The organism is Pseudomonas sp. RL, from assembly GCF_000647775.1.
Classification (GTDB): Bacteria; Pseudomonadota; Gammaproteobacteria; order Pseudomonadales; family Pseudomonadaceae; genus Serpens; species Serpens flexibilis.
On sequence record NZ_JBOY01000002.1, the window covers coordinates 1 to 17715 of the forward strand.

Here is a 17715-nt window from a genome sequence, read left to right on the forward strand (position 1 = left end):
CCTCGGCATCCAGCTGGCCCAGGTCGTCGGTGGACTGCGGATCGCTCCAGCGCCGCGCCAGCACCGCCTGCGTGCGCCGCTCCTCCAGCGGCGCGTCGTCGAGAAAGGCGTAGGGCCGCGCGCTGAGCACCTCGGCGGCCAGGGGCGAGGGCTCCGGCAGGTCGCGCTGCAGCAGACGCACCTCGCCGGCCTCCATGCGGCGCAGCAGGGCCAGCCAGCCTTCGCTGTCCATGGCTTCGTGCAGGCAGTCCTCCAGGGTCTGCGCCACCAGCGGATGGTCGGGAATCTCGCGCTCGCCGACGATGTTTTCCAGGCAGGCCACCTGATCGGGGAATACCGTGGCCAGCAGATCTTCGCTGCGCATGCGCTGAATCTGCGGCGCCACCTTGCGCCCGCCGCTCATGCGCGGCAGGGCCAAGGCGACCCCGGCCACCCAGCGCCAGCGCACGCCGAACAGCGGCGCGTCGAGCAGCGCCTGGATCAGCACCTGCTCGGCGCTCGCCGGACGCAGGTAGCGCCAGACCTCGTCGAGGGGAAAGCTGTGGCTGGTGGACAGCGAGAGGATGATGGCGTCCTCGGTGGCCGCCGCCTGCAGCTCGAAGTTGAAGGTGCGGCAGAAGCGCTTGCGCAGCGCCAGCCCCCAGGCGCGGTTGATGCGACTGCCAAACGGCGAATGGATGATCAGCTGCGTGCCGCCGGATTCGTCGAAGAAGCGCTCCATCACCAGACAGTGCTGCGTGGGCAGCGCGCCCAGCGCGGACTGGGCGCGGGCCAGGTAGTCGACGATCTGCTCGGCGGCGGCCAGCGGCAGGCCGAGCTCGTCGGTGAGCCAGGCGATGGCCGGCGCCAGGCGGTCGGGTGCGTACCTCTCCACCAATGGCGCCCCACCAACGCCTGCGGCGACCAACGCTGCGTTTTTGACCGCCCTACCGGGCTGCACGCCCTGCGTAGGGTGGACAACGTTTTCCTTGTCCACCGAGGGCGCCCCGCCGAGGGCATTGGGGATCAGCCGCCGCTCCACCTCCCCACGCAACCGCGCCACGGCGGCGGACAGCGCGTCGCTGCGCCCCGGCGCCTCGCCGAGCCAGAAGGGAATGTTCGGTGGCTGGCCGTGGGCGTCCTCCACCCGCACCCGCCCGGGCTCGATGCGCAGGATGCGGTAGGACTGGTTGCCGAGCTGGAACACGTCGCCGGCCAGGCTTTCCACCGCGAAGTCCTCGTTCACCGTGCCGATGTTCAGCGCCTGGGGTTCGAGCAGCACCGCGTAATCGGCGGTTTCCGGGATGGTGCCGCCGCTGGTCAGCGCGGTCAGTTGTGCGCCGCGCCGCCCGCGCAGGCTGCCGGTCACCGCGTCGCGGTGCAGGTAGGCGCGATGCGCGCCGTGACGGCGGGTGTAGCCCTCGGCGAGCATGCGCAGCAGCGCCTGATACTGCTCATCGGTCAGCTCAGCATAGGGTTCGGCGCGGCGGATCAGCGCCAGCAGCGCCTCCTCGTGCCATTCCTGGCAGGCCACTTCGGCGACGATCTGCTGGGCCAGCACGTCCAGCGGCGCGCGCGGGATATGCAGCAGGTCCAGCTCGCCCCGCCGCACCGCATCGAGCAGTGCGGCGCATTCGATCAGCTCGTCCCGGGAGGTGGGAAAGATGCGTCCGCTGGACACGCCGCCCACCTGGTGACCGGCGCGGCCGATGCGCTGCAGGAAGGCGCCGATGGAACGCGGCGAACCGATCTGGCAGACCCGCTGCACATCACCGATGTCGATGCCCAGCTCCAGCGAGGCGGTCGCCACCAGCACGCGCAGCTCGCCCGCCTTCAACCGCCGCTCGGCCTGCAGGCGCTGTTCCCTGGCCAGGCTGCCGTGGTGCGCGGCCACCGCCGCCTCGCCGAGGCGCTCGGACAGATGCCGCGCCACCCGTTCGGCCAGCCGCCGGGTGTTGACGAACACCAGCGTGGTGCGTCGCTCGCGCGCCAGTTCGGCGAGCCGGTCGTAGACCAGTTCCCAGGCCTCGTTGCTCATCACCGCCTCGAGCGGCACCGGCGGCACTTCCAGGGCCAGGTCCAGGGCACGGCGGTGGCCGATGTCGACGACCGCGCAGTCCTGGCCCCCGGTGAGGAAGCGCGCCACCGCCGACAACGGTTTCTGCGTCGCGGACAGGCCGATGCGCACCAGCGGCCAGGCGCACAGCGCCTGCAGGCGCTCCAGGCTCAAGGCCAGATGGCTGCCGCGCTTGTTACCGGCCACCGCGTGGATTTCGTCGACGATCACGCTGCGCGCGCCGGCGAGCATGGCCCGTCCGGAAGGCGAGCCGAGCAGCACATACAGCGATTCGGGCGTGGTCACCAGGATGTGCGGCGCGCGCTTGCGCAGCGCCGCGCGCTCGGCCTGCGGCGTGTCGCCGGTGCGCACCGCCGTGCGGATCTCCACCGGCGGCAGGCCCAGGCGCTGCAGTTCCTCGGCGATGCCGGCCAGCGGCAGCTCCAGGTTGAGGTGGATGTCGTTGGACAGCGCCTTGAGCGGCGAGACGTAGACCACCTGGGTGGTCTCGCCAAGCGACCCGGCGAGCCCTTGGCGCAGAAGGTCGTCCAGCGCGGCGAGAAAGGCGGTGAGCGTCTTGCCCGAACCGGTGGGCGCCGCCACCAGGGTGGAGCGCCCGGCGCGAATGCTCGGCCAGGCCGCGGTCTGCGCCGGGGTCGGCGCGGCGAAGGCGCGCCGGAACCAGCCCTGCACGGCGGGGTGGAAGGCGGCCAGCGGGTCATGGTCGGCGGCGCGGTTCATGCCGGCACTATGGAACGGGCAGGGAAAGCACTCAAGCGTTGGCGGTCGGCGAGCCAACGAAGAGACCTTCAAAGCCAACGGAGCGCCCGGCAGGAGCATTTTCATGCAGCAAGGCGTTGACACGGGGCATTTCGCCCGAAGGCCCACGATGGCACTATGCCGCGAGCTTGAAACGCTTGAGTTAGAGGGCCGCGGGTCTCGATCACGTCCGACGCGTGTGCGCCTACCGATCCCAACGAAATTCCCAGAGAAAACCGATGTACACAACGCTAGTGAAGTATCTGAGCCCGCTTGCCCTTCTGCTGGCCTGTTTCGCCCCGTCGCCCAGGCGGCGCCGCTGGACATCCAGATCCTCAGCGCCACCATCCGCGACCAGAAAATCGAAGGGGCCTCGCTGATCCTGCAGAAGAACGGCGAGCAGTCGGTGACGGCAGTGACCAACGCCCGCGGCGAGGCCACCCTGAACCCGGCGTTCGACGCCAGCGACAGCCTGCTGATCGTCAAGAAGCCCGGCTATTCCGACCTGGTGGTCAAGTGCCCCTGTGACGGCATGACCTACGCGATCAGCCCGGTGATGCAAAACCTCGACGGCATGCGCATCGTCCTCAACTGGGGCCGCTATCCCGAAGACCTGGATTCCCACCTGCTGTTCCCCGGCAACCACGTCTGTTTCAGCAACATGCGCGGCCGCGATGCCCTGCTGGATGTCGACGACACCACCAGCTACGGCCCGGAGACCATCACCATCGAGCGCAAGCACGACGGCTCGCGCTACGTCTATGCGGTGCACAACTTCAGCGACCGCGCGCGGATGAACAGCAACCGGCTGTCCGAGAGCAACGCCAAGGTGTTCGTCTATGTCGGCCAAACGCTGATCAAGACCTACTACGTACCGCGCAACCAGGTGGGCAACCTGTGGACCGTGTTTGCGGTCACCGAGTCGGGCGACATCGAGGATTTCAATACCCTCAAGAACGTCTCCAGCCTGGAGCGGCTGAGCACCTCGGAGTTCGGCAATGTGGTGGGCACCCTGGTCAGCCGGCGCACCGACTACGGCGCCGACCGGCTGCAGCGCGCCAAAGGGCTGAATCGCCAGGGCGAGCAGGCCTACCACGCTGGCCAGTACGACGAAGCGATCCGTCTCTACCGGGCAGCCATCGACGAGGATGCCAATTACGGCCAGGCCTACAGCAACCTGGGCCTGGCCTTCCAGAAGGCCAACCGCGTGGCCGAGGCCCTGTGGGCCAACCGCAAGGCCATCGCCCTGGCCAGCGGCGCCTCGGCGCCCACCGTGCGCGCCAGCTCGCATTACAACAACGGCCGCATCTACGAGACTGCCGGGCAATGGTCCGACGCGCTGCGCGAGTACCGCTACGCCCGCGACCAGAAGGCCAATGCGGTCTATGACCGGGCCATCGAGCGCATGCTGCAGAACGGCGCGCGCTGATGGCGCGGCGCGCGGCCTGGCCCCTCGGCCTGGCCATCGCCCTGCTGGCTGGACTGGCCTGGGCCGGCAGCGCCGCCCAGGCGGCCGGCCCGGCCGACGTCGCCACGCTCGACCTGCGCACCTGGGTCGAGCCGCTGGACACGCCGGCCGGCTTCGACCGCGCCTCGCGCGCCGCCCTGCTGGTCTACGCCAGCACGATGCACGGCCTGCCGCCACGCGACGAGGCCCAGCTGCTGGCGCACCTGCGCATCAAGCGCCTGAATCAGGCCTCGCTCGATCAGTGGCTGGAAGCGGAGCGGGCGCGCGCCTGGCGCAACTACCAGTTGGCCAGCGCCGACTGCCGGGCCGGCGACTGGAGCTGCGTCGGCCCGCTCGACGACTTCGCCACGCTCGGAGAGGCGGCGCAGAACGCGCTGGCCGGGCTCGGCGGCGGGCTGGCCACCTGGCATAGCCAGTTGACGGCGTTCAGCCAGGCCTACCTGACGGAACAGATGCGCCTCGCCGCGCTGTTCCCCACGGTCAGCAGCGAAATCGCCACCTTCGGCCGCCACGAGTGGTCCGGCGACGAACTGGACGACCGCCAGTTCTTCCTGACCTTCGATGACGGGCCCGGCGCCCACACTGAAGCCACGCGAGCCATGCTGGCGCGGCACGGGCGCAACGCGACCTTCTTCGTGCTCGGCGAGAACTTGCAAGCGCGTCTGAGCAGAGACGGCGGCGAGGCGCTGGATCGCCTGTATGCCGGCCAGTGCGTGGCCTCCCATGGCTGGGAGCATCGCTCGCACGCCCGCTGGGACGGCTGGCAGGACTCGGTCCTCACCAGCCGCGCGCTGCTGCACAGCACGCTGCCAGATTCCACGCTCCTGCCGCTGTTCCGCCCGCCGTATGGCCAGCGCACGGCGGACAGCGGCACCTTTTTCACGGCCCAGGGCATCCAAGTGGCGCTGTGGAACCTCGATTCCCAGGACTGGCAGCGCGCGCTCGACGCCGAGGCCATCGGCCAGCGCATGCTGGGGCTGATGCTGATAAAACGCCGTGGCGTGCTGCTGTTTCATGACGTGCATGGCAAGGCAAGCGCTGCCCTGCCCGGGGTATTCGCCGCACTCGGCGACGCCGTATCCTGGCCGGATTGCCGCGAGCTGGCGGCCCGGCACTGAGCGCTGCTCCGGTCGCTGCGCTCGCCATTTACCGTATGCGGCCTAACCTGATCAGCTCCATGTACCGATAGGAGAATCAGACATGACCTATGTCGATGGCTTCGTGGCGGCCGTGCCGACCGCCAACCGGGAGTAATACCAGCACCACGCACAGATCGCCGCGCAGGTGTTCAAGGAGCATGGAGCGCTCAAGGTGGTCGAGTGCTGGGGCGACGATGTGCCGGAGGGCAAGCTGACGTCCTTTCCGATGGCCGTGCAGCGCACTCCGGAGGAAACGGTGGTGTTTTCCTGGATTCTCTGGCCGTCGAAGAGCGTGCGCGATGCCGCTCACCAGAAGGTGATGAGCGATCCACGCCTGGCTCCGGAAACCAATCCGATGCCCTATGACGGCAAGCGCCTGATCTTCGGCGGTTTCGAGATGATCCTCGATCAGTAGCCCTTGAAGTCGATCAGGTAGTCACGCACCTTCTCGGCCACCAGCCGCGCACCCTTCTCGTTGAGGTGGATGCGGTCATCACGCAGCGAGCGGGGCACGATGCCGTGCCGGTAGTCCGCGACATCGCCGGGGTCCCGGGGGTCGTAGCTTTCCACCAGCAGTTGCCAGATATCCAGGAAGTTGTTCGGGAAGGCCTCGCGCAACCCGTCGCGGATGGCGACGAAGTCCGCGTAGTGTCGGCCGCCGATGTATTCGTGGGCGAAATCGGCATTCGGCGGCGGCATGACCAGGAAGCGCTTGTGCAGGGGCTTGAGGAACTCGACCATGGCGCGCACGTCGGAAATGACCTGCTGCGGTTCGTCGTAGTTGTTGCGCCCCGCCCAGATCACGGCGATCTCGTGGTCGGTGTCGCCGATATCCATCAGAAACGGCAGGGCGACCGGCGCGTCCACGGCATCCCCCGCCTGGGCACGGGTGAAGGTGTAGGCCGTGTCGGAGTGGCGACGCAGCACGCCGCGCACGCCGCCCAGCGTGCCTTCGAGCTGCTGCCGGCCGTACTGGGTCATGGGTACCACGGTGAACTCCGCGACGTCCACCGTGCCGCTGCTGGGTATCTTGCCGCCGGTCAGCTTCACGTAGGTCGGCCGGCCTCCCTGGCGGGCGGCGATCTGCGCGCTGGTGTTGCCGCCCACGCCACGGTTGGTGACCGTGCGCCCGGTCAGCTTGGCCAGGAAGTGCGGGTAGCTGGAGGTGGTCAGCGAGTCCCCCCAGCAGACGATGGAGGGCAGGCCATGCAGCCACTTCACGTCCGTTCCAGGGGCTTGGACGGCGTCTCCACGCACGCTCAGCGCCCAGACAAGCAGTGTCAGGCCGGCCAGTGTTCGCATGGCATTTCTCCCTGTGGTGGCATCGTCCTTGGCGGTCGGCCGAATGCACGACCGTGGCAGGGTCTAGACGCGATTCGACCGTCTGTCAAAAAGCCGCTCGCTTCTCAGCCGCCGTCTGCTTGACTGGGCTGCGGACCTGGGAAAGGGCCCGTGTGCTCGACGGTGGTCGGGCGCTCTATCGAAAGGGATTTCCGCATGACATCTGCTCACACGGCCTCGGCCGACAAGCTGGACAGCATCCAGCTGCTGCGCGCGATCGCGGCGACCGCCGTGGTCGTCTACCACATACCGCTGTTCCGGGAAGGCGCCTGGGGCGTGGACATCTTCTTCGTCATCAGCGGCTTCATCATGGCCCTGGTCACCGAGAGGTCGACGCGTCATTTCTTCGCCAAGCGCGTCATCCGGGTGGTGCCGCTCTACTGGCTGGGGACCTTCGGGGTCTTCGGCGTTGCCCTGCTGCTGCCCGACCTGCTGGACAACACCACGGCCGATGTCGCCGGGCTGCTCAAGTCGCTGCTGTTCATTCCCTACCTGAAGGGCGATAGCGTGCAGCCCCTGTTGTTCCTGGGCTGGACGCTGAACTTCGAGATGTTCTTCTACGCGGTGTTCGCCCTGGCCATGGCGATCAGCCACCGGCATCGCCTGCTGATCGCCTCGGGCCTGCTGCTGGGCCTGGTGCTGCTGGGCGCGCTGGTGCGCTTCGAGTCGGTGGTGCTGGCGTTCTACACCAATGAAATCCTGCTGGAGTTCGTGCTGGGCATGGGTTGCTACGCCTTCTACAGGCACACCGCCGCCTGGCGGACAGCGGGGATTGCGCGCCAGACCCGCACGGCACTCATCGTCATGGGTGTGGCCTGCATCGTCTGCCTGCCCTTCAGCGGTCTGCTCTATCCCTGGCTGGGGCGCAGCGGCAGCTGGGGCATTCCCGCCGCGCTGGCCTTCCTGGCGCTGGTGCATGGCCTGGCAGGTCGCCAACTGCCCCCGCGGGTGGTGCTGATCGGCGATGCCAGTTTTTCGCTGTACCTGTTTCACCCCTACGTGATGAAGGTGTTCAACAAGGTCTTCCACGTCTTCGACGCGCCGGGGCCGCTGGCCTTCGTGATGGCGCCACTGACCATCGGCCTGTGCCTGCTGGTAGCGGTCGGCATCTACCGGTTCGTGGAACAACCGATGACCGACTGGCTGCGCAGCAAGTTGTTGACGCCCCGTTCGCACGCCATCGGCACGCCGCTGCCGGGACGTTGAAGGGCGCCCGACGACGCCCCTCGCCCCACCTCAGACCAGCGGCTCGCCGACATGCAGGAGCTTCATGCTGTTGGTGCCGCCAATGGTGTGGTAGGTGTCGCCCTTGGTCAGGATCACCCAATCACCGCGTTCCACCACGCCGCGCTTCAGCAGCTCGTCCACCGCCGCCTGGCTGACCTTGTCCAGGGCGTGCTCGGCCATGTCGAACGGCACGGTTTCCACGCCGCGGAACAGCGCCACGCGCGCCTGGGTCTCGCGGTGACGGGTGAAGGCGTAGATCGGCACCGAAGACCGGATGCGCGACATGATCAGCGGCGTGAAGCCGCTCTCGGTGAGGCTGATGATGGCCTTCACGCCCGGAAAGTGGTTGGCGGTATACATGGCCGCCAGGGCGATGCTTTCGTCGCAACGGCCGAACTTCTGCCCCAGGCGGTGGCTGGACTTCTGGCTGGTGGGATGCTTTTCCGCACCCAGGCAGATACGCGCCATGGCCTTCACTGCCTCCACCGGGTAATCGCCGGCGGCGCTTTCCGCCGAGAGCATCACCGCGTCGGTGTAGTCCAGCACGGCGTTGGCCACGTCGGATACCTCCGCACGGGTCGGCATCGGGCTGTGGATCATCGACTCCATCATCTGCGTGGCAGTGATGACCGCCTTGTTGTAGCGACGGGCGTGCAGAATGATCTTCTTCTGGATGCCGACCAGCTCGGCGTCGCCGATCTCCACACCCAGGTCGCCACGGGCCACCATCACGGCATCGGAGGCGCGGATCAGGCCGTCCAGCGCTTCATCGTCGGCCACCGCCTCGGCGCGTTCGATCTTGGCCACCAGCCAGGCCTTGCTGCCCGCCTCGTCGCGCAGGCGGCGCGCCAGTTCCATGTCGGCGGCGTCGCGCGGGAAGGACACCGCCAGGTAGTCCAGCTCCATTTCCGCAGCCAGCTTGATGTCGGCCTTGTCCTTGGCGGTCAACGCCGGCGCCGTCAGACCGCCGCCGCGGCGGTTGATGCCCTTGTGGTCGGACAGCGGGCCGCCGATCAGCACGGTGCACAGCAGTTCGTCGGCGGTGGTGGCGTCGACGCGCATCACCACGCGGCCGTCATCCAGCAACAGCTCGTCACCGACGCCGCAGTCCTTGATCAGGTCCGGGTAGTCGATGCCGACCACCTCCTGGGTGCCGGCGTCGCGCGGATGGGTGACGGAAAAGCGGAAGCTATCGCCTTCCTTCAGCTCGATGCGCTTGTTGGCGAACTTGGCGATACGGATCTTCGGCCCCTGCAGGTCGCCGAGCAGCGCCACGAAGCGGCCATGCTTGGCGGCCAGCTCGCGCACCAGGCGGGCGCGGGCCTTGTGCTCGTCCGGCGAACCGTGGGAGAAGTTCAGCCGGGCCACGTTGAGCCCGGCGAGGATCAGCTGCTCGAGTACTTCGGGACTGCTGCTGGCCGGGCCCAGGGTGGCGACGATCTTTGTGCGACGGGACGACATGCGGGGGACTCCTTGATTCGGTCTGCCCCGAGGCTACTACGCCCGTCGCCTGTAGTCATGTTTGGTCGGAACTACCGAATCCCTGCGGCTTGACCACCAGCAGATCGCAGCGCACGGCCTCGAGGATGCGCTCGGCGGTATTGCCGATCAGCGCGTTGTCCAGGTGGCCCCGGGCAATCGCCCCCATCAGCAGCAGATCGATGTCCTGCTCCTCGACAAAACGCGGCACGGCCTGCTCGGCGAAGCCCTCGACCAGGTGCCCCTGCCCTTCCGCGCCGGTATAACCGGCCAGCAGGCGGTCGAAGGCCTGGCGGTGCTGCTCGCCGTACTTGCGGCAGTAACTGTCGTAATCGGCCACCAGTTCGGCATCGAACACCATGGTGCGCGGCAGTGGTGCGTAGGCATGCACGTAGCTGGCCTGCAGCTGAAGCGACTCCGCCAGCTCACGGGAAATGGCCAGCAACTGGTGATCCAGGGCGGCGGGCTTGTCGGCCGAATGCAGCGGATCGACCGCGGCGCACAGGCGCTTGGGTTGCCACTCGCGCGCGCCGGCCAGCCACAGCGGGCAGGGGCACTTGCGGATCAGCTGCCAACTGTTGCTGGTGAACAACAGGCGCTGCAGCAGGCTGTGCTGATAGGCGTTGCGGAACAGGATGTCGGGCTTGAGCTCGTCCACACGGGCCAGAATCATCTTGTACAAGGGCCGTCCCCAGCGCGTTTCGCAGGTAACCGTCAGGCCCTCGGCGCGGAGCGGCTCGGCCAGTTGCTCCAGCCAGGCGCGCCGTTGCTCGAGCAGACCATCACGTGCGTGCTGCAGGCGCGGTCCGTCCAGCAGACCACCTTCGAGTGCGGACTGATGCTCGCAGAGCAGCAGTTCCAGTGCCGCCCCGTTGCGGCGGGCGACCCAGGCAGCACGCTGCAGGGCGGGCTGGGCTTCCTGGGTGGGGTCGATGACGACCAGCAGTTGGCGGATCTTCATTGCGGCTCCTTGAAGGTTGGCTGTGGAGCCATTGCAGCACAGTTCGCCGCCACCGGCTTGACTTGCATCAGGCCGCCGGGCTGTTCAGCACCCGGTCCAGGTGGCGGGCCGCCTTGTCGGCCAGTTCGCCGTTCGGGTATTGCACCAGCAGGCGGCGCAGATAGTTGATGGCCTTGTCGCGGTCGGCGCGGGGGTTGTCCGCCGCCATGTACATCAACCCCAGCTGGTAGAGCGCCTTCTCCTTGATCGAGGCTGCCACGCCTGGATCGCGCAGAGCCAGCAGATACAGCTCCTCGGCTTCGGCCACGCGATTCTTGAGCACCGCGCGGCGCGACAGCAGGGTCATGTCCTGATCCAGGCTGGGCTTGTTGAGATCCAGATCGGCCCCGGGCTTCCAGTCAGCCAGCAGCTCGCGGGCATTCTTCTGCAGCGGCTCGTCGACCCGGCCGCGCAGCGCCATCAACCGTTCGGCGGCGCGCTCGGCGGCGCGGGTGGCGGGGAATTCATCGAGCACGCGATTGAGGTAAAGCTGTGCGGTGGCATCGTCGCGCTGGTCGTTGTAGCGGCTCATGTAGATGAGGCCGATCTGGTAGAGGGCGATGGCGCGCACCTCGTCGCTCAGGCCGCGGTCCCGGTAACCCGAGAGGTAGAGCTGCTCGGCCTGCGGACTGTGGGCGTCGCGGATGGCCAGGGCGCTGTAGGTCAACAGGTCGCCCTCCTCTTCCACCGCCGCGGCCATGCGCTTGCTCTTCAGGGTCTTGTACTCGACCACTTCGTGGGTGGCCACATGGGCCACGAACAGCGGAGTGGTCGGCGAGCAGCCTGCGAGAAACAGCAGCAGGAGTAGAGCGGAAGACAGGCGGCGCATGGGCATTCCTTGGCAGATGCGTAGGCGCCTGAGTCTAGCAATGCCGCTCGTCGGGCGGGCGGGCGCGGACCTCACACCCAACGGAGGTTGTGGGCAAAAAGCCGCGCGATTCGATTGAAGAAATCGGGGGTACTGTCGATATGATGGCAAAGCAAAGGAGATACCCTCATGAAACTCCCCCTCATCCTGCTGGCGGCGAGCCTGGCCGTCGCCGGTTGCAGCACCCGCGCCAACCTGGACAAGCACCTGAACTCCGCCTATCGCGCCTACGACGATGGCAACTGCGAGAAAGTGATGCTGGAGCTGTCGCTGGCCGAGCGCGCCAGCCGTTCGCGCGTCTACATGCAGCCGGAGATTTCCATGCTGCGCGGTCAGTGCCTGGAGCGGCAGAGCCTGTTCGTGGACGCCACCCAGACCTACCTGTTCATCATCAATCGCTTCCCGTTGAGCGAATACTCCTACCGTGCCAAGGCCCGCCTGGAAACCCTGCGCCAGCTCGGCCACTTCGATCCGGAGAAAACCGTCGGCGCCCGCTGATTGACGACAAATGTCGCACCCCGGCGCCTGCACTGGAGATCGACGCCGATAGCGGCTAATCTCCGCTCCTTGAATACACCTTGAATCCATGCGGAAGGGGCCTGCACTGCTGGCCCATTCCTCGCAGGGTCGCGGTTCGGTGTTCCTGGTAACTGGAGGTACGAGTGCCCGAGTTGGAGAAGTCGAGCCAAGCGCGTGTCAGCCACGACCAGGCTGTGCCCGGCGTCGGGCGTCGGCGCATTCAGCGCCAGCAATTGCCCTATTACCTCAAGGTCTACAACCGGATCACCGACAAGCCGCTGGGCTACCTCGGCAACCTGTCGTGCGAGGGGCTGATGCTGATCAGCCAGTGGCCGCTGCTGGTCGGCGCGCGCTTCGACATGCGCCTGAAGATTCCCGGCGCCGAGGGCGTCTGGCGACCCATCGACTTCCACGCCACCTGCCAGTGGACCCGAGAAGACGTCACCCCGGGCAGCTACGACTCCGGCTTCCATCTCGAGTCGCCACCGGCGGAGTTTCTCGAGCTGGTTGAAGCCCTGCGCGACTACTTCGCCTTCACCGGCCATAAGCCCGCTCACTGAAAAAAGCCTCTAAACTCGCGGCCTCGCAACAGGAGGCCACCGTGACCCCGAGCATTTTCTGGTACGACTACGAAACCACCGGGACCGATCCGCGCCGCGATCGCCCGCTGCAGGTCGCCGGCCTGCGCACGGATGAAGCGCTCAACATCATTGGCGAACCGGTCAACCTCTACTGCCGTCCGGCCGACGACATCCTTCCTCACCCGGCCGCCTGCCTGATCACCGGCATCCACCCGCGGACCCTGCTCGACCAGGGCCAGGACGAAGCCGAATTCTTCACCCTCCTGCACGCCGAGCTGGCGCGCCCCGGGACCTGCGGCGCCGGCTACAACTCGCTGCGCTTCGACGACGAGTTCACCCGCTACGGGCTGTATCGCAACTTCTTCGACCCCTATGCCCGCGAATGGCAGGGCGGCAATAGCCGCTGGGACCTGATCGACCTGGTGCGCGCCGCCTATGCGCTGCGTCCGGAAGGCATTGTCTGGCCGCAACAGGACGGCCGTGTCAGCCTGCGCCTGGAGCTGCTCACCCAGGCCAACGGCATTGACCACGGCCAGGCCCACGATGCGCTGTCCGACGTCACGGCGACCATTGGCCTGGCACGCCTGCTGCGCGAGCGGCAACCGCGCCTCTACGAGTACCTGTACCAGTTGCGCAGCAAGCATCAGGTGATGGAGCGGGTGCGCCTGCTGCAACCCCTTGTGCACATTTCCGGGCGCTTCGCCGCCGAGCGCCATTACCTGGCGGTGGCGCTGCCGCTGGCCTGGCATCCGCGCAACCGCAACGCACTGATCGTCTGCGACCTGCAGGCCGATCCCGCGCCCTTGCTGGAACTGGATGCCGAGACCCTGCGCGAGCGGCTGTACACCCGACGCGACAATCTGGCCGACGACCAACTGCCCGCCCCGCTCAAGCTGGTGCATATCAACAAGTGTCCGGTGCTGGCGCCGCTGAACGTGCTGCGCGGCGAGGACCGCGAGCGCCTCGGGCTGGATCTGGAGCTGTGCCAGCGGCGCGCCATGCTGCTGCGGGACCAGGCCACACAATGGCGTGACAAGCTGGCCGCGCTATATGCCGAGGAAACCTTCGCCGGTAATGGACAGGATGACCCCGAGCAACAGCTGTACGGCGGTTTCCTCGGCGAACGTGATCGCCGCCTGTGCGAGCAGGTGCGCCTCAGTGAGCCGCAGGCGCTGGCCAGGGAGGCCTGGTCCTTCGACGACCCGCGCCTGCCGGAGCTGCTGTTCCGTTATCGGGCGCGCAATCTTCCAGACAGCCTGACGGCAGAGGAACGGCTGCGCTGGCAGGCGTTCTGCCGCGAGCGACTGCTCGATCCGGCACGCGGCGCGCCCAACACCCTGGCGACCTTCGAGCAGGAACTGAACGCCCAGCTGGCTGGCGCCGACGGCGCCAAACGCGCACTGCTGCTGGACTGGCAGGCATATGCCGGGGAGCTGGCCCGGCGGCTGGGCTGCGTCACGCCTGAACTGTAGGGCGGTCAACGGCCGCCGCCAGCGGGCCACGGCGCGGTCGCCATGGTGGACAAGGAAAGCGTTGTCCGGGGCCTACGCCCCTCAGCGGCCGTCGATCTGCCGCTGCAGGGTCTGGATCTGCGTTTGCAGGGTGGTGATGTTGCGCGTCACCTGGGCGCGGAAGGTGTCGAACTCGGTGGTGCCGGTACCGCTTGGCAGACCCGCCACTTCGCTGCGCAGCACCAGCAGGTCCTGCTCCAGGCGCTTGAGGGTCGGACCGGCATTGAGCTTCTTCAGCGCCTGAACGTCGTTGGTAAGGGTCTTGAGTACCTTGTCCAGCGCCAGCAACGCCTCGACCTGCTTGCCTTGTTCGCTGCGAATCTTGCCCAGCTGCTCGGGCACGCCCTTCAGCGCGGCCAGCTCGCTCCCCTGGGCCTTGATGCGCTCATCAAGCTTGCCGGCAGCGGCCAGCTGGGCCTTGATCTCGCCCTCCAGGGCATCCAGGCGCTTGTCCTGCTTGGCTTCCTGCACGCGGATCTGCCGGCTGAGCGCTTCCAGCTTGCCCTCCATCTGGCGCAGCTGCCGCTGCAGGCTTTCCGTGCCGGCGCTGATGCTGCTTTCCGTGGCGACCACCTTGCCACTGATGTCCTGGATGCGCCCGGCCGCCTCCTCGCTGATGCGCGCGAAGCTCTCCTGAGTGGCCACCAGTTGCTGCGACATCAGGCTCAGCTGTTTGTAGCTCCACCAGGCCAGACCGGCCAGGGCAATCAGCGCCGCCAGCAGCAGTGCCCAGACCAGTCCACCGGCCAGGCCGCGCGCAGGCGTCTCGGCCACCGCTCGACTTTCCCGCCGCGGCTCGGCGAGCGCCGGGGAAACCGTGTCTCGGTCACGGGGCTCGACGCTCAGGCTGGGCAGATCGTCGATTTCATCAAAGGCATCGTTACGCATGGTGTGCTCTTGGAAACGTAGGGGCGCAAACGGCGAAAGTATAACCACGCCAACCTGCAACCGGCAGCCCGCACCACGCGATTGCCTGCGCGCACCAGCCCGGTGCGCGCAGGACCCGGCGCACGCCACGCAAACCCGCCGGGCGTGCTGCCGAACGGACTGGTATGCCGCTTGCTTCTGCCGGGAGAGCTGCAGTTCCCCGCACGCCGGCGTCAGGAGACTCTATGGAGATGAACAAGGCCCTCATCGACTGCATGCAACTGCTACGCCGCCGCGTGCGCAACGAGCAGGGCATCGATATCCACCTGCACCAGCCGGACGCGGTCGAGGCACTGCTGATGGCCAGCCGTACCTCGCGCGAACCGCAAACCTATCAACTGGGGGAACGCCTGGCCCAGTTGATCGAACAGGATCAGCCCTCGGCCAGCGCGGCTCTGAACGCCCACCGGCAACAGGAGAGCCCCCCGGACAACCTGCGCGTGCGCATCTACCGGGGTCAGCGCGTGCTGGGCTGATCAGTCTGGAAGCAACCACTCTCCAGCACGCCGCTGCAGGTGACCGGTCAGCGTGGCCAGCAGGCTGCCCCCGTTGCGCCAGTAGTGCCAGTACAGCGGCACGTCGATCGGCCGGTCCGTCAACAGCTCGCGCAGGCGGCCCGCCGCGCACGCCTCGCGTACCTGGATCTCGGGCACCAGGCCCCAGCCGATGCCGTTCTCGATCAGGCGTACGAACCCTTCGGAGGACGGACAGAGATGATGCAGGAACCCCCCCTCCTGTCCCAGCGCCGCCAGATAGCGATGCTGCAGGCGATCATCCGGACCGAACACGATGGCCGGCGCCTGGGCCAGCCGCCGCGGCGTCACCCCGTCCGGAAAATGCCGGGCAATGAACGCCGGACTGGCGAGTGCCCGGTAGCGCATCCGGCCCAGAGGAAGGCTGCGCGCGCCGGCCACCGGCCGCTCCACCGCGCACAGGCAGGCCGCCACCTCGCCGGCACGCATGCGCTTGAGACCGACGTCCTGGTCTTCCAGCAGCAGGTCGAGCAGCAGCGCCTGAGCGGCGCAGAAATCCGCCAGCGCCGGAGCCCACCAGGTGGCCAGGCTGTCCGCGCTCAGGGCGATGCGCAGACGATCCGGCAGACCACCCTCATCCAGGCTGGGCAGCAGCTCACTGAGCTCACCCTCCAGCAGGCGCACCTGCTGCACATGGTTGAGCAGGCGCCGACCCAGTTCGGTCGGCGCCGGCGGCGTGGAACGCACCAGCACCGGCTGGCCCACGCGGGTTTCCAGCAGCTTGATGCGCTGAGACACCGCCGACTGCGACAACCCCAGCATCTGGGCTGCCCGCTCGAAGCCGCCCTGCTCCACCACGGCACCCAGCGCGGCCAGCAATTTGTAGTCGAACAAATCGCTTCTCCTAATGAGACATAAATAGGATTTGTTTTTCTTATATAGACCCGCCAGGGAGAATTGCCAGCGCTTTCTCTCCAACCGCGGATACCTGTCTGATGCACGTTGCCTGGCAAAGCTATTTCAACGGATTGCTGATCGCCGCCGGCCTGATCATGGCGATCGGCGCGCAGAACGCCTTCGTACTGGCGCAAAGCCTGCGGCGCGAACATCACCTGCCGGTGGCGCTACTCTGCGTAGCCTGCGACGCCGTGCTGGTCGCCGTGGGGGTATTCGGCCTGGCGGGCCTGCTCGCCAGCCATCCGCTGTGGCTCGCCGTCGCGCGCTGGGGCGGTGCGGCATTCCTGATCTACTACGGCGGCCTGGCGCTGATGCGTGCGCTGCGTCCCCAGGGCCTGGAACAGGACACCAGCCGCCGACCGCGTTCGTTGCGCGCCGTGCTGCTCGCCGCGCTGGCCGTGACCCTGCTCAACCCGCACGTTTACCTGGACACGGTGCTGCTGATCGGCTCGGTGGGCGCCCGCGAAGCCGTGCCGGGCGCCTACGTGCTTGGCGCCGCCAGCGCCTCGCTGCTGTGGTTCCTCAGCCTGGCACTGGGCGCCGCCTGGCTGGCGCCGAAACTGGCGCGCCCCCTGACCTGGCGGCTGATCGATCTGGCGGTGGCCGCCACGCTACTGGGCATCGCCGCGCGCCTGCTGCTGGGCGAGTGAGCCTCGGCCCGGCTCGCAGCCGTTGCGCCAGAGCCTTTTCCCGCACGGTTCGCGCGTGGATATGCCAGGGTGCCGATGCTATGATTCCCGGGCTCATAGAACAGGGAGTCACACTCCCGAGACCCTTGCTGGCAAACCCGCCAGCCGCCTGCCTTGCCCCCTGAAGAGAGGAGAATTTCGATGGCTTTTGAATTGCCGCCGCTGCCGTATGCCAAGGACGCCCTGGCCCCGCAGATTTCCGCCGAAACCCTGGAATACCACTACGGCAAGCACCACCAGGCCTACGTCACCAACCTGAACAACCTGATCCCCGGCACCGAGTTCGAGGGCAAGTCCCTGGAAGAGATCGTCAAGAGCTCCTCCGGCGGCATCTTCAACAACGCCGCCCAGGTGTGGAACCACACCTTCTACTGGCACTGCATGAAGCCCAACGGCGGTGGCCAACCCACCGGCGCCCTGGCTGACGCCATCAACGCCGCCTTCGGCTCCTTCGACAAGTTCAAGGAAGAGTTCACCAAGGTCGCCATCGGCACCTTCGGCTCCGGCTGGGCCTGGCTGGTGAAGAAGGCCGACGGCTCCCTGGCTCTGGCCAGCACCATCGGCGCCGGCAACCCGATGACCAGCGGCGACACCCCGCTGCTGACCTGCGACGTCTGGGAACACGCCTACTACATCGACTACCGCAACATGCGTCCGAAGTACGTCGAGTCCTTCTGGAACCTGGTGAACTGGGACTTCGTGGCCGCCAACTACGCTGCCTGACGTTCCCCCTGCGGCGGCC

The 17715-nt window shown here is 67.4% G+C and carries 16 protein-coding genes and 1 pseudogene; 10 read left to right on the plus strand and 7 right to left on the minus strand.

Features of this window, described 5'->3' with window-relative positions; translation table 11 throughout:
• A partial coding sequence (locus tag AS93_RS18495) for a DEAD/DEAH box helicase (protein ID WP_037008281.1) occupies nucleotides 1–2776 on the minus strand: 2776 nt, incomplete at its 3' end.
• A 217-nt stretch (nucleotides 2777–2993) separates the two neighbouring features.
• On the opposite strand from AS93_RS18495, the gene AS93_RS0100600 reads away from it, so the two are divergent.
• The 3 genes and pseudogenes from AS93_RS0100600 to AS93_RS18500 all read left to right on the plus strand — a co-directional run bounded on the left by AS93_RS0100600 (nucleotide 2994) and on the right by AS93_RS18500 (nucleotide 5816).
• Nucleotides 2994–4223 (plus strand): tetratricopeptide repeat protein, encoded by a 1230-nt coding sequence (locus tag AS93_RS0100600; RefSeq protein WP_256214653.1) that lies wholly within the window; start codon nucleotides 2994–2996, stop codon nucleotides 4221–4223.
• Entirely contained in the window at nucleotides 4223–5380 is a 1158-nt protein-coding gene (locus AS93_RS0100605; RefSeq protein ID WP_051587293.1) for a polysaccharide deacetylase family protein, read from the plus strand. The genes AS93_RS0100600 and AS93_RS0100605 overlap by 1 nt, the downstream gene beginning before the upstream one ends.
• An 82-nt stretch (nucleotides 5381–5462) precedes the next feature.
• A pseudogene (locus tag AS93_RS18500) lies at nucleotides 5463–5816 on the plus strand (DUF1428 domain-containing protein).
• On the opposite strand, the gene AS93_RS0100615 reads toward AS93_RS18500, so the two are convergent.
• On the minus strand, nucleotides 5810–6703 hold the full coding sequence (locus AS93_RS0100615) for an SGNH/GDSL hydrolase family protein (protein WP_139181999.1): 894 nt from the start codon (nucleotides 6701–6703) through the stop codon (nucleotides 5810–5812). The pseudogene AS93_RS18500 and the gene AS93_RS0100615 overlap by 7 nt on opposite strands.
• Before the next feature lie 195 nt (nucleotides 6704–6898).
• On the opposite strand from AS93_RS0100615, the gene AS93_RS18505 reads away from it, so the two are divergent.
• On the plus strand, nucleotides 6899–7948 hold the full coding sequence (locus AS93_RS18505) for an acyltransferase (protein WP_051587294.1): 1050 nt from the start codon (nucleotides 6899–6901) through the stop codon (nucleotides 7946–7948).
• A 30-nt stretch (nucleotides 7949–7978) separates the two neighbouring features.
• Here AS93_RS18505 and pyk read toward each other — a convergent pair whose 3' ends face one another.
• From pyk to AS93_RS0100635, 3 genes are all read right to left on the minus strand, one after another.
• Complete coding sequence (pyk, locus tag AS93_RS0100625; protein ID WP_027588768.1) at nucleotides 7979–9430, minus strand: pyruvate kinase; 1452 nt, start codon at nucleotides 9428–9430, stop codon at nucleotides 7979–7981.
• A gap of 55 nt (nucleotides 9431–9485) precedes the next feature.
• On the minus strand, nucleotides 9486–10409 hold the full coding sequence (locus AS93_RS0100630) for a universal stress protein (RefSeq protein ID WP_027588769.1): 924 nt from the start codon (nucleotides 10407–10409) through the stop codon (nucleotides 9486–9488).
• Nucleotides 10410–10476: 67 nt separating this feature from the next.
• Nucleotides 10477–11277 (minus strand): tetratricopeptide repeat protein, encoded by an 801-nt coding sequence (locus tag AS93_RS0100635; protein WP_139326674.1) that lies wholly within the window; start codon nucleotides 11275–11277, stop codon nucleotides 10477–10479.
• Nucleotides 11278–11445: 168 nt separating this feature from the next.
• Between AS93_RS0100635 and AS93_RS0100640 the strand changes: the two genes are divergently transcribed.
• From AS93_RS0100640 to sbcB, 3 genes are all read left to right on the plus strand, one after another.
• Nucleotides 11446–11814: a hypothetical protein gene (locus AS93_RS0100640; protein WP_027588771.1), complete on the plus strand. Its 369-nt coding sequence runs from the start codon at nucleotides 11446–11448 to the stop codon at nucleotides 11812–11814.
• Between the two features lie 215 nt (nucleotides 11815–12029).
• Nucleotides 12030–12395, plus strand: a complete 366-nt coding sequence (locus AS93_RS0100645) for a PilZ domain-containing protein (protein ID WP_027588772.1) — start codon at nucleotides 12030–12032, stop codon at nucleotides 12393–12395.
• Between the two features lie 41 nt (nucleotides 12396–12436).
• The gene (gene sbcB, locus AS93_RS0100650; protein ID WP_027588773.1) at nucleotides 12437–13888 is read left to right on the plus strand and encodes an exodeoxyribonuclease I; all 1452 of its coding nucleotides are present in this window, start codon (nucleotides 12437–12439) and stop codon (nucleotides 13886–13888) included.
• An 81-nt stretch (nucleotides 13889–13969) separates the two neighbouring features.
• Here sbcB and AS93_RS0100655 read toward each other — a convergent pair whose 3' ends face one another.
• On the minus strand, nucleotides 13970–14815 hold the full coding sequence (locus AS93_RS0100655; protein ID WP_027588774.1) for a hypothetical protein: 846 nt from the start codon (nucleotides 14813–14815) through the stop codon (nucleotides 13970–13972).
• A gap of 224 nt (nucleotides 14816–15039) precedes the next feature.
• On the opposite strand from AS93_RS0100655, the gene AS93_RS0100660 reads away from it, so the two are divergent.
• Nucleotides 15040–15330 carry a hypothetical protein gene (locus AS93_RS0100660; protein ID WP_027588775.1) on the plus strand — a complete coding sequence of 97 codons (291 nt, stop codon included), beginning with the start codon at nucleotides 15040–15042 and terminating at the stop codon, nucleotides 15328–15330.
• On the opposite strand, the gene AS93_RS0100665 is transcribed toward AS93_RS0100660, so the two are convergent.
• Entirely contained in the window at nucleotides 15331–16221 is an 891-nt protein-coding gene (locus tag AS93_RS0100665) for a LysR family transcriptional regulator ArgP (RefSeq protein WP_027588776.1), read from the minus strand.
• 101 nt (nucleotides 16222–16322) lie between these two features.
• On the opposite strand from AS93_RS0100665, the gene AS93_RS0100670 reads away from it, so the two are divergent.
• Together AS93_RS0100670 and sodB are read left to right on the plus strand one after the other, a co-directional pair.
• Nucleotides 16323–16934: a LysE/ArgO family amino acid transporter gene (locus AS93_RS0100670; protein ID WP_027588777.1), complete on the plus strand. Its 612-nt coding sequence runs from the start codon at nucleotides 16323–16325 to the stop codon at nucleotides 16932–16934.
• Nucleotides 16935–17114: 180 nt separating this feature from the next.
• The gene (gene sodB, locus AS93_RS0100675) at nucleotides 17115–17696 is read left to right on the plus strand and encodes a superoxide dismutase [Fe] (RefSeq protein ID WP_027588778.1); all 582 of its coding nucleotides are present in this window, start codon (nucleotides 17115–17117) and stop codon (nucleotides 17694–17696) included.
• Nucleotides 17697–17715 lie beyond the last annotated feature (19 nt).

Bases quoted from the DNA above. Each gene is read 5' to 3' on its own strand.
- AS93_RS0100630 (WP_027588769.1), bottom strand. From the start codon at position 10,409: ATGAAGATCCGCCAACTGCTGGTCGTCATCGACCCCACCCAGGAAGCC.
- AS93_RS0100660 (WP_027588775.1), top strand. From the start codon at position 15,040: ATGGAGATGAACAAGGCCCTCATCGACTGCATGCAACTGCTACGCCGC.
- sodB (WP_027588778.1), top strand. From the start codon at position 17,115: ATGGCTTTTGAATTGCCGCCGCTGCCGTATGCCAAGGACGCCCTGGCC.
- AS93_RS0100655 (WP_027588774.1), bottom strand. From the start codon at position 14,815: ATGCGTAACGATGCCTTTGATGAAATCGACGATCTGCCCAGCCTGAGC.
- AS93_RS0100635 (WP_139326674.1), bottom strand. From the start codon at position 11,277: ATGCGCCGCCTGTCTTCCGCTCTACTCCTGCTGCTGTTTCTCGCAGGC.
- AS93_RS0100640 (WP_027588771.1), top strand. From the start codon at position 11,446: ATGAAACTCCCCCTCATCCTGCTGGCGGCGAGCCTGGCCGTCGCCGGT.
- AS93_RS18505 (WP_051587294.1), top strand. From the start codon at position 6,899: ATGACATCTGCTCACACGGCCTCGGCCGACAAGCTGGACAGCATCCAG.
- pyk (WP_027588768.1), bottom strand. From the start codon at position 9,430: ATGTCGTCCCGTCGCACAAAGATCGTCGCCACCCTGGGCCCGGCCAGC.
- AS93_RS0100670 (WP_027588777.1), top strand. From the start codon at position 16,323: ATGCACGTTGCCTGGCAAAGCTATTTCAACGGATTGCTGATCGCCGCC.
- AS93_RS0100615 (WP_139181999.1), bottom strand. From the start codon at position 6,703: ATGCGAACACTGGCCGGCCTGACACTGCTTGTCTGGGCGCTGAGCGTG.
- AS93_RS0100605 (WP_051587293.1), top strand. From the start codon at position 4,223: ATGGCGCGGCGCGCGGCCTGGCCCCTCGGCCTGGCCATCGCCCTGCTG.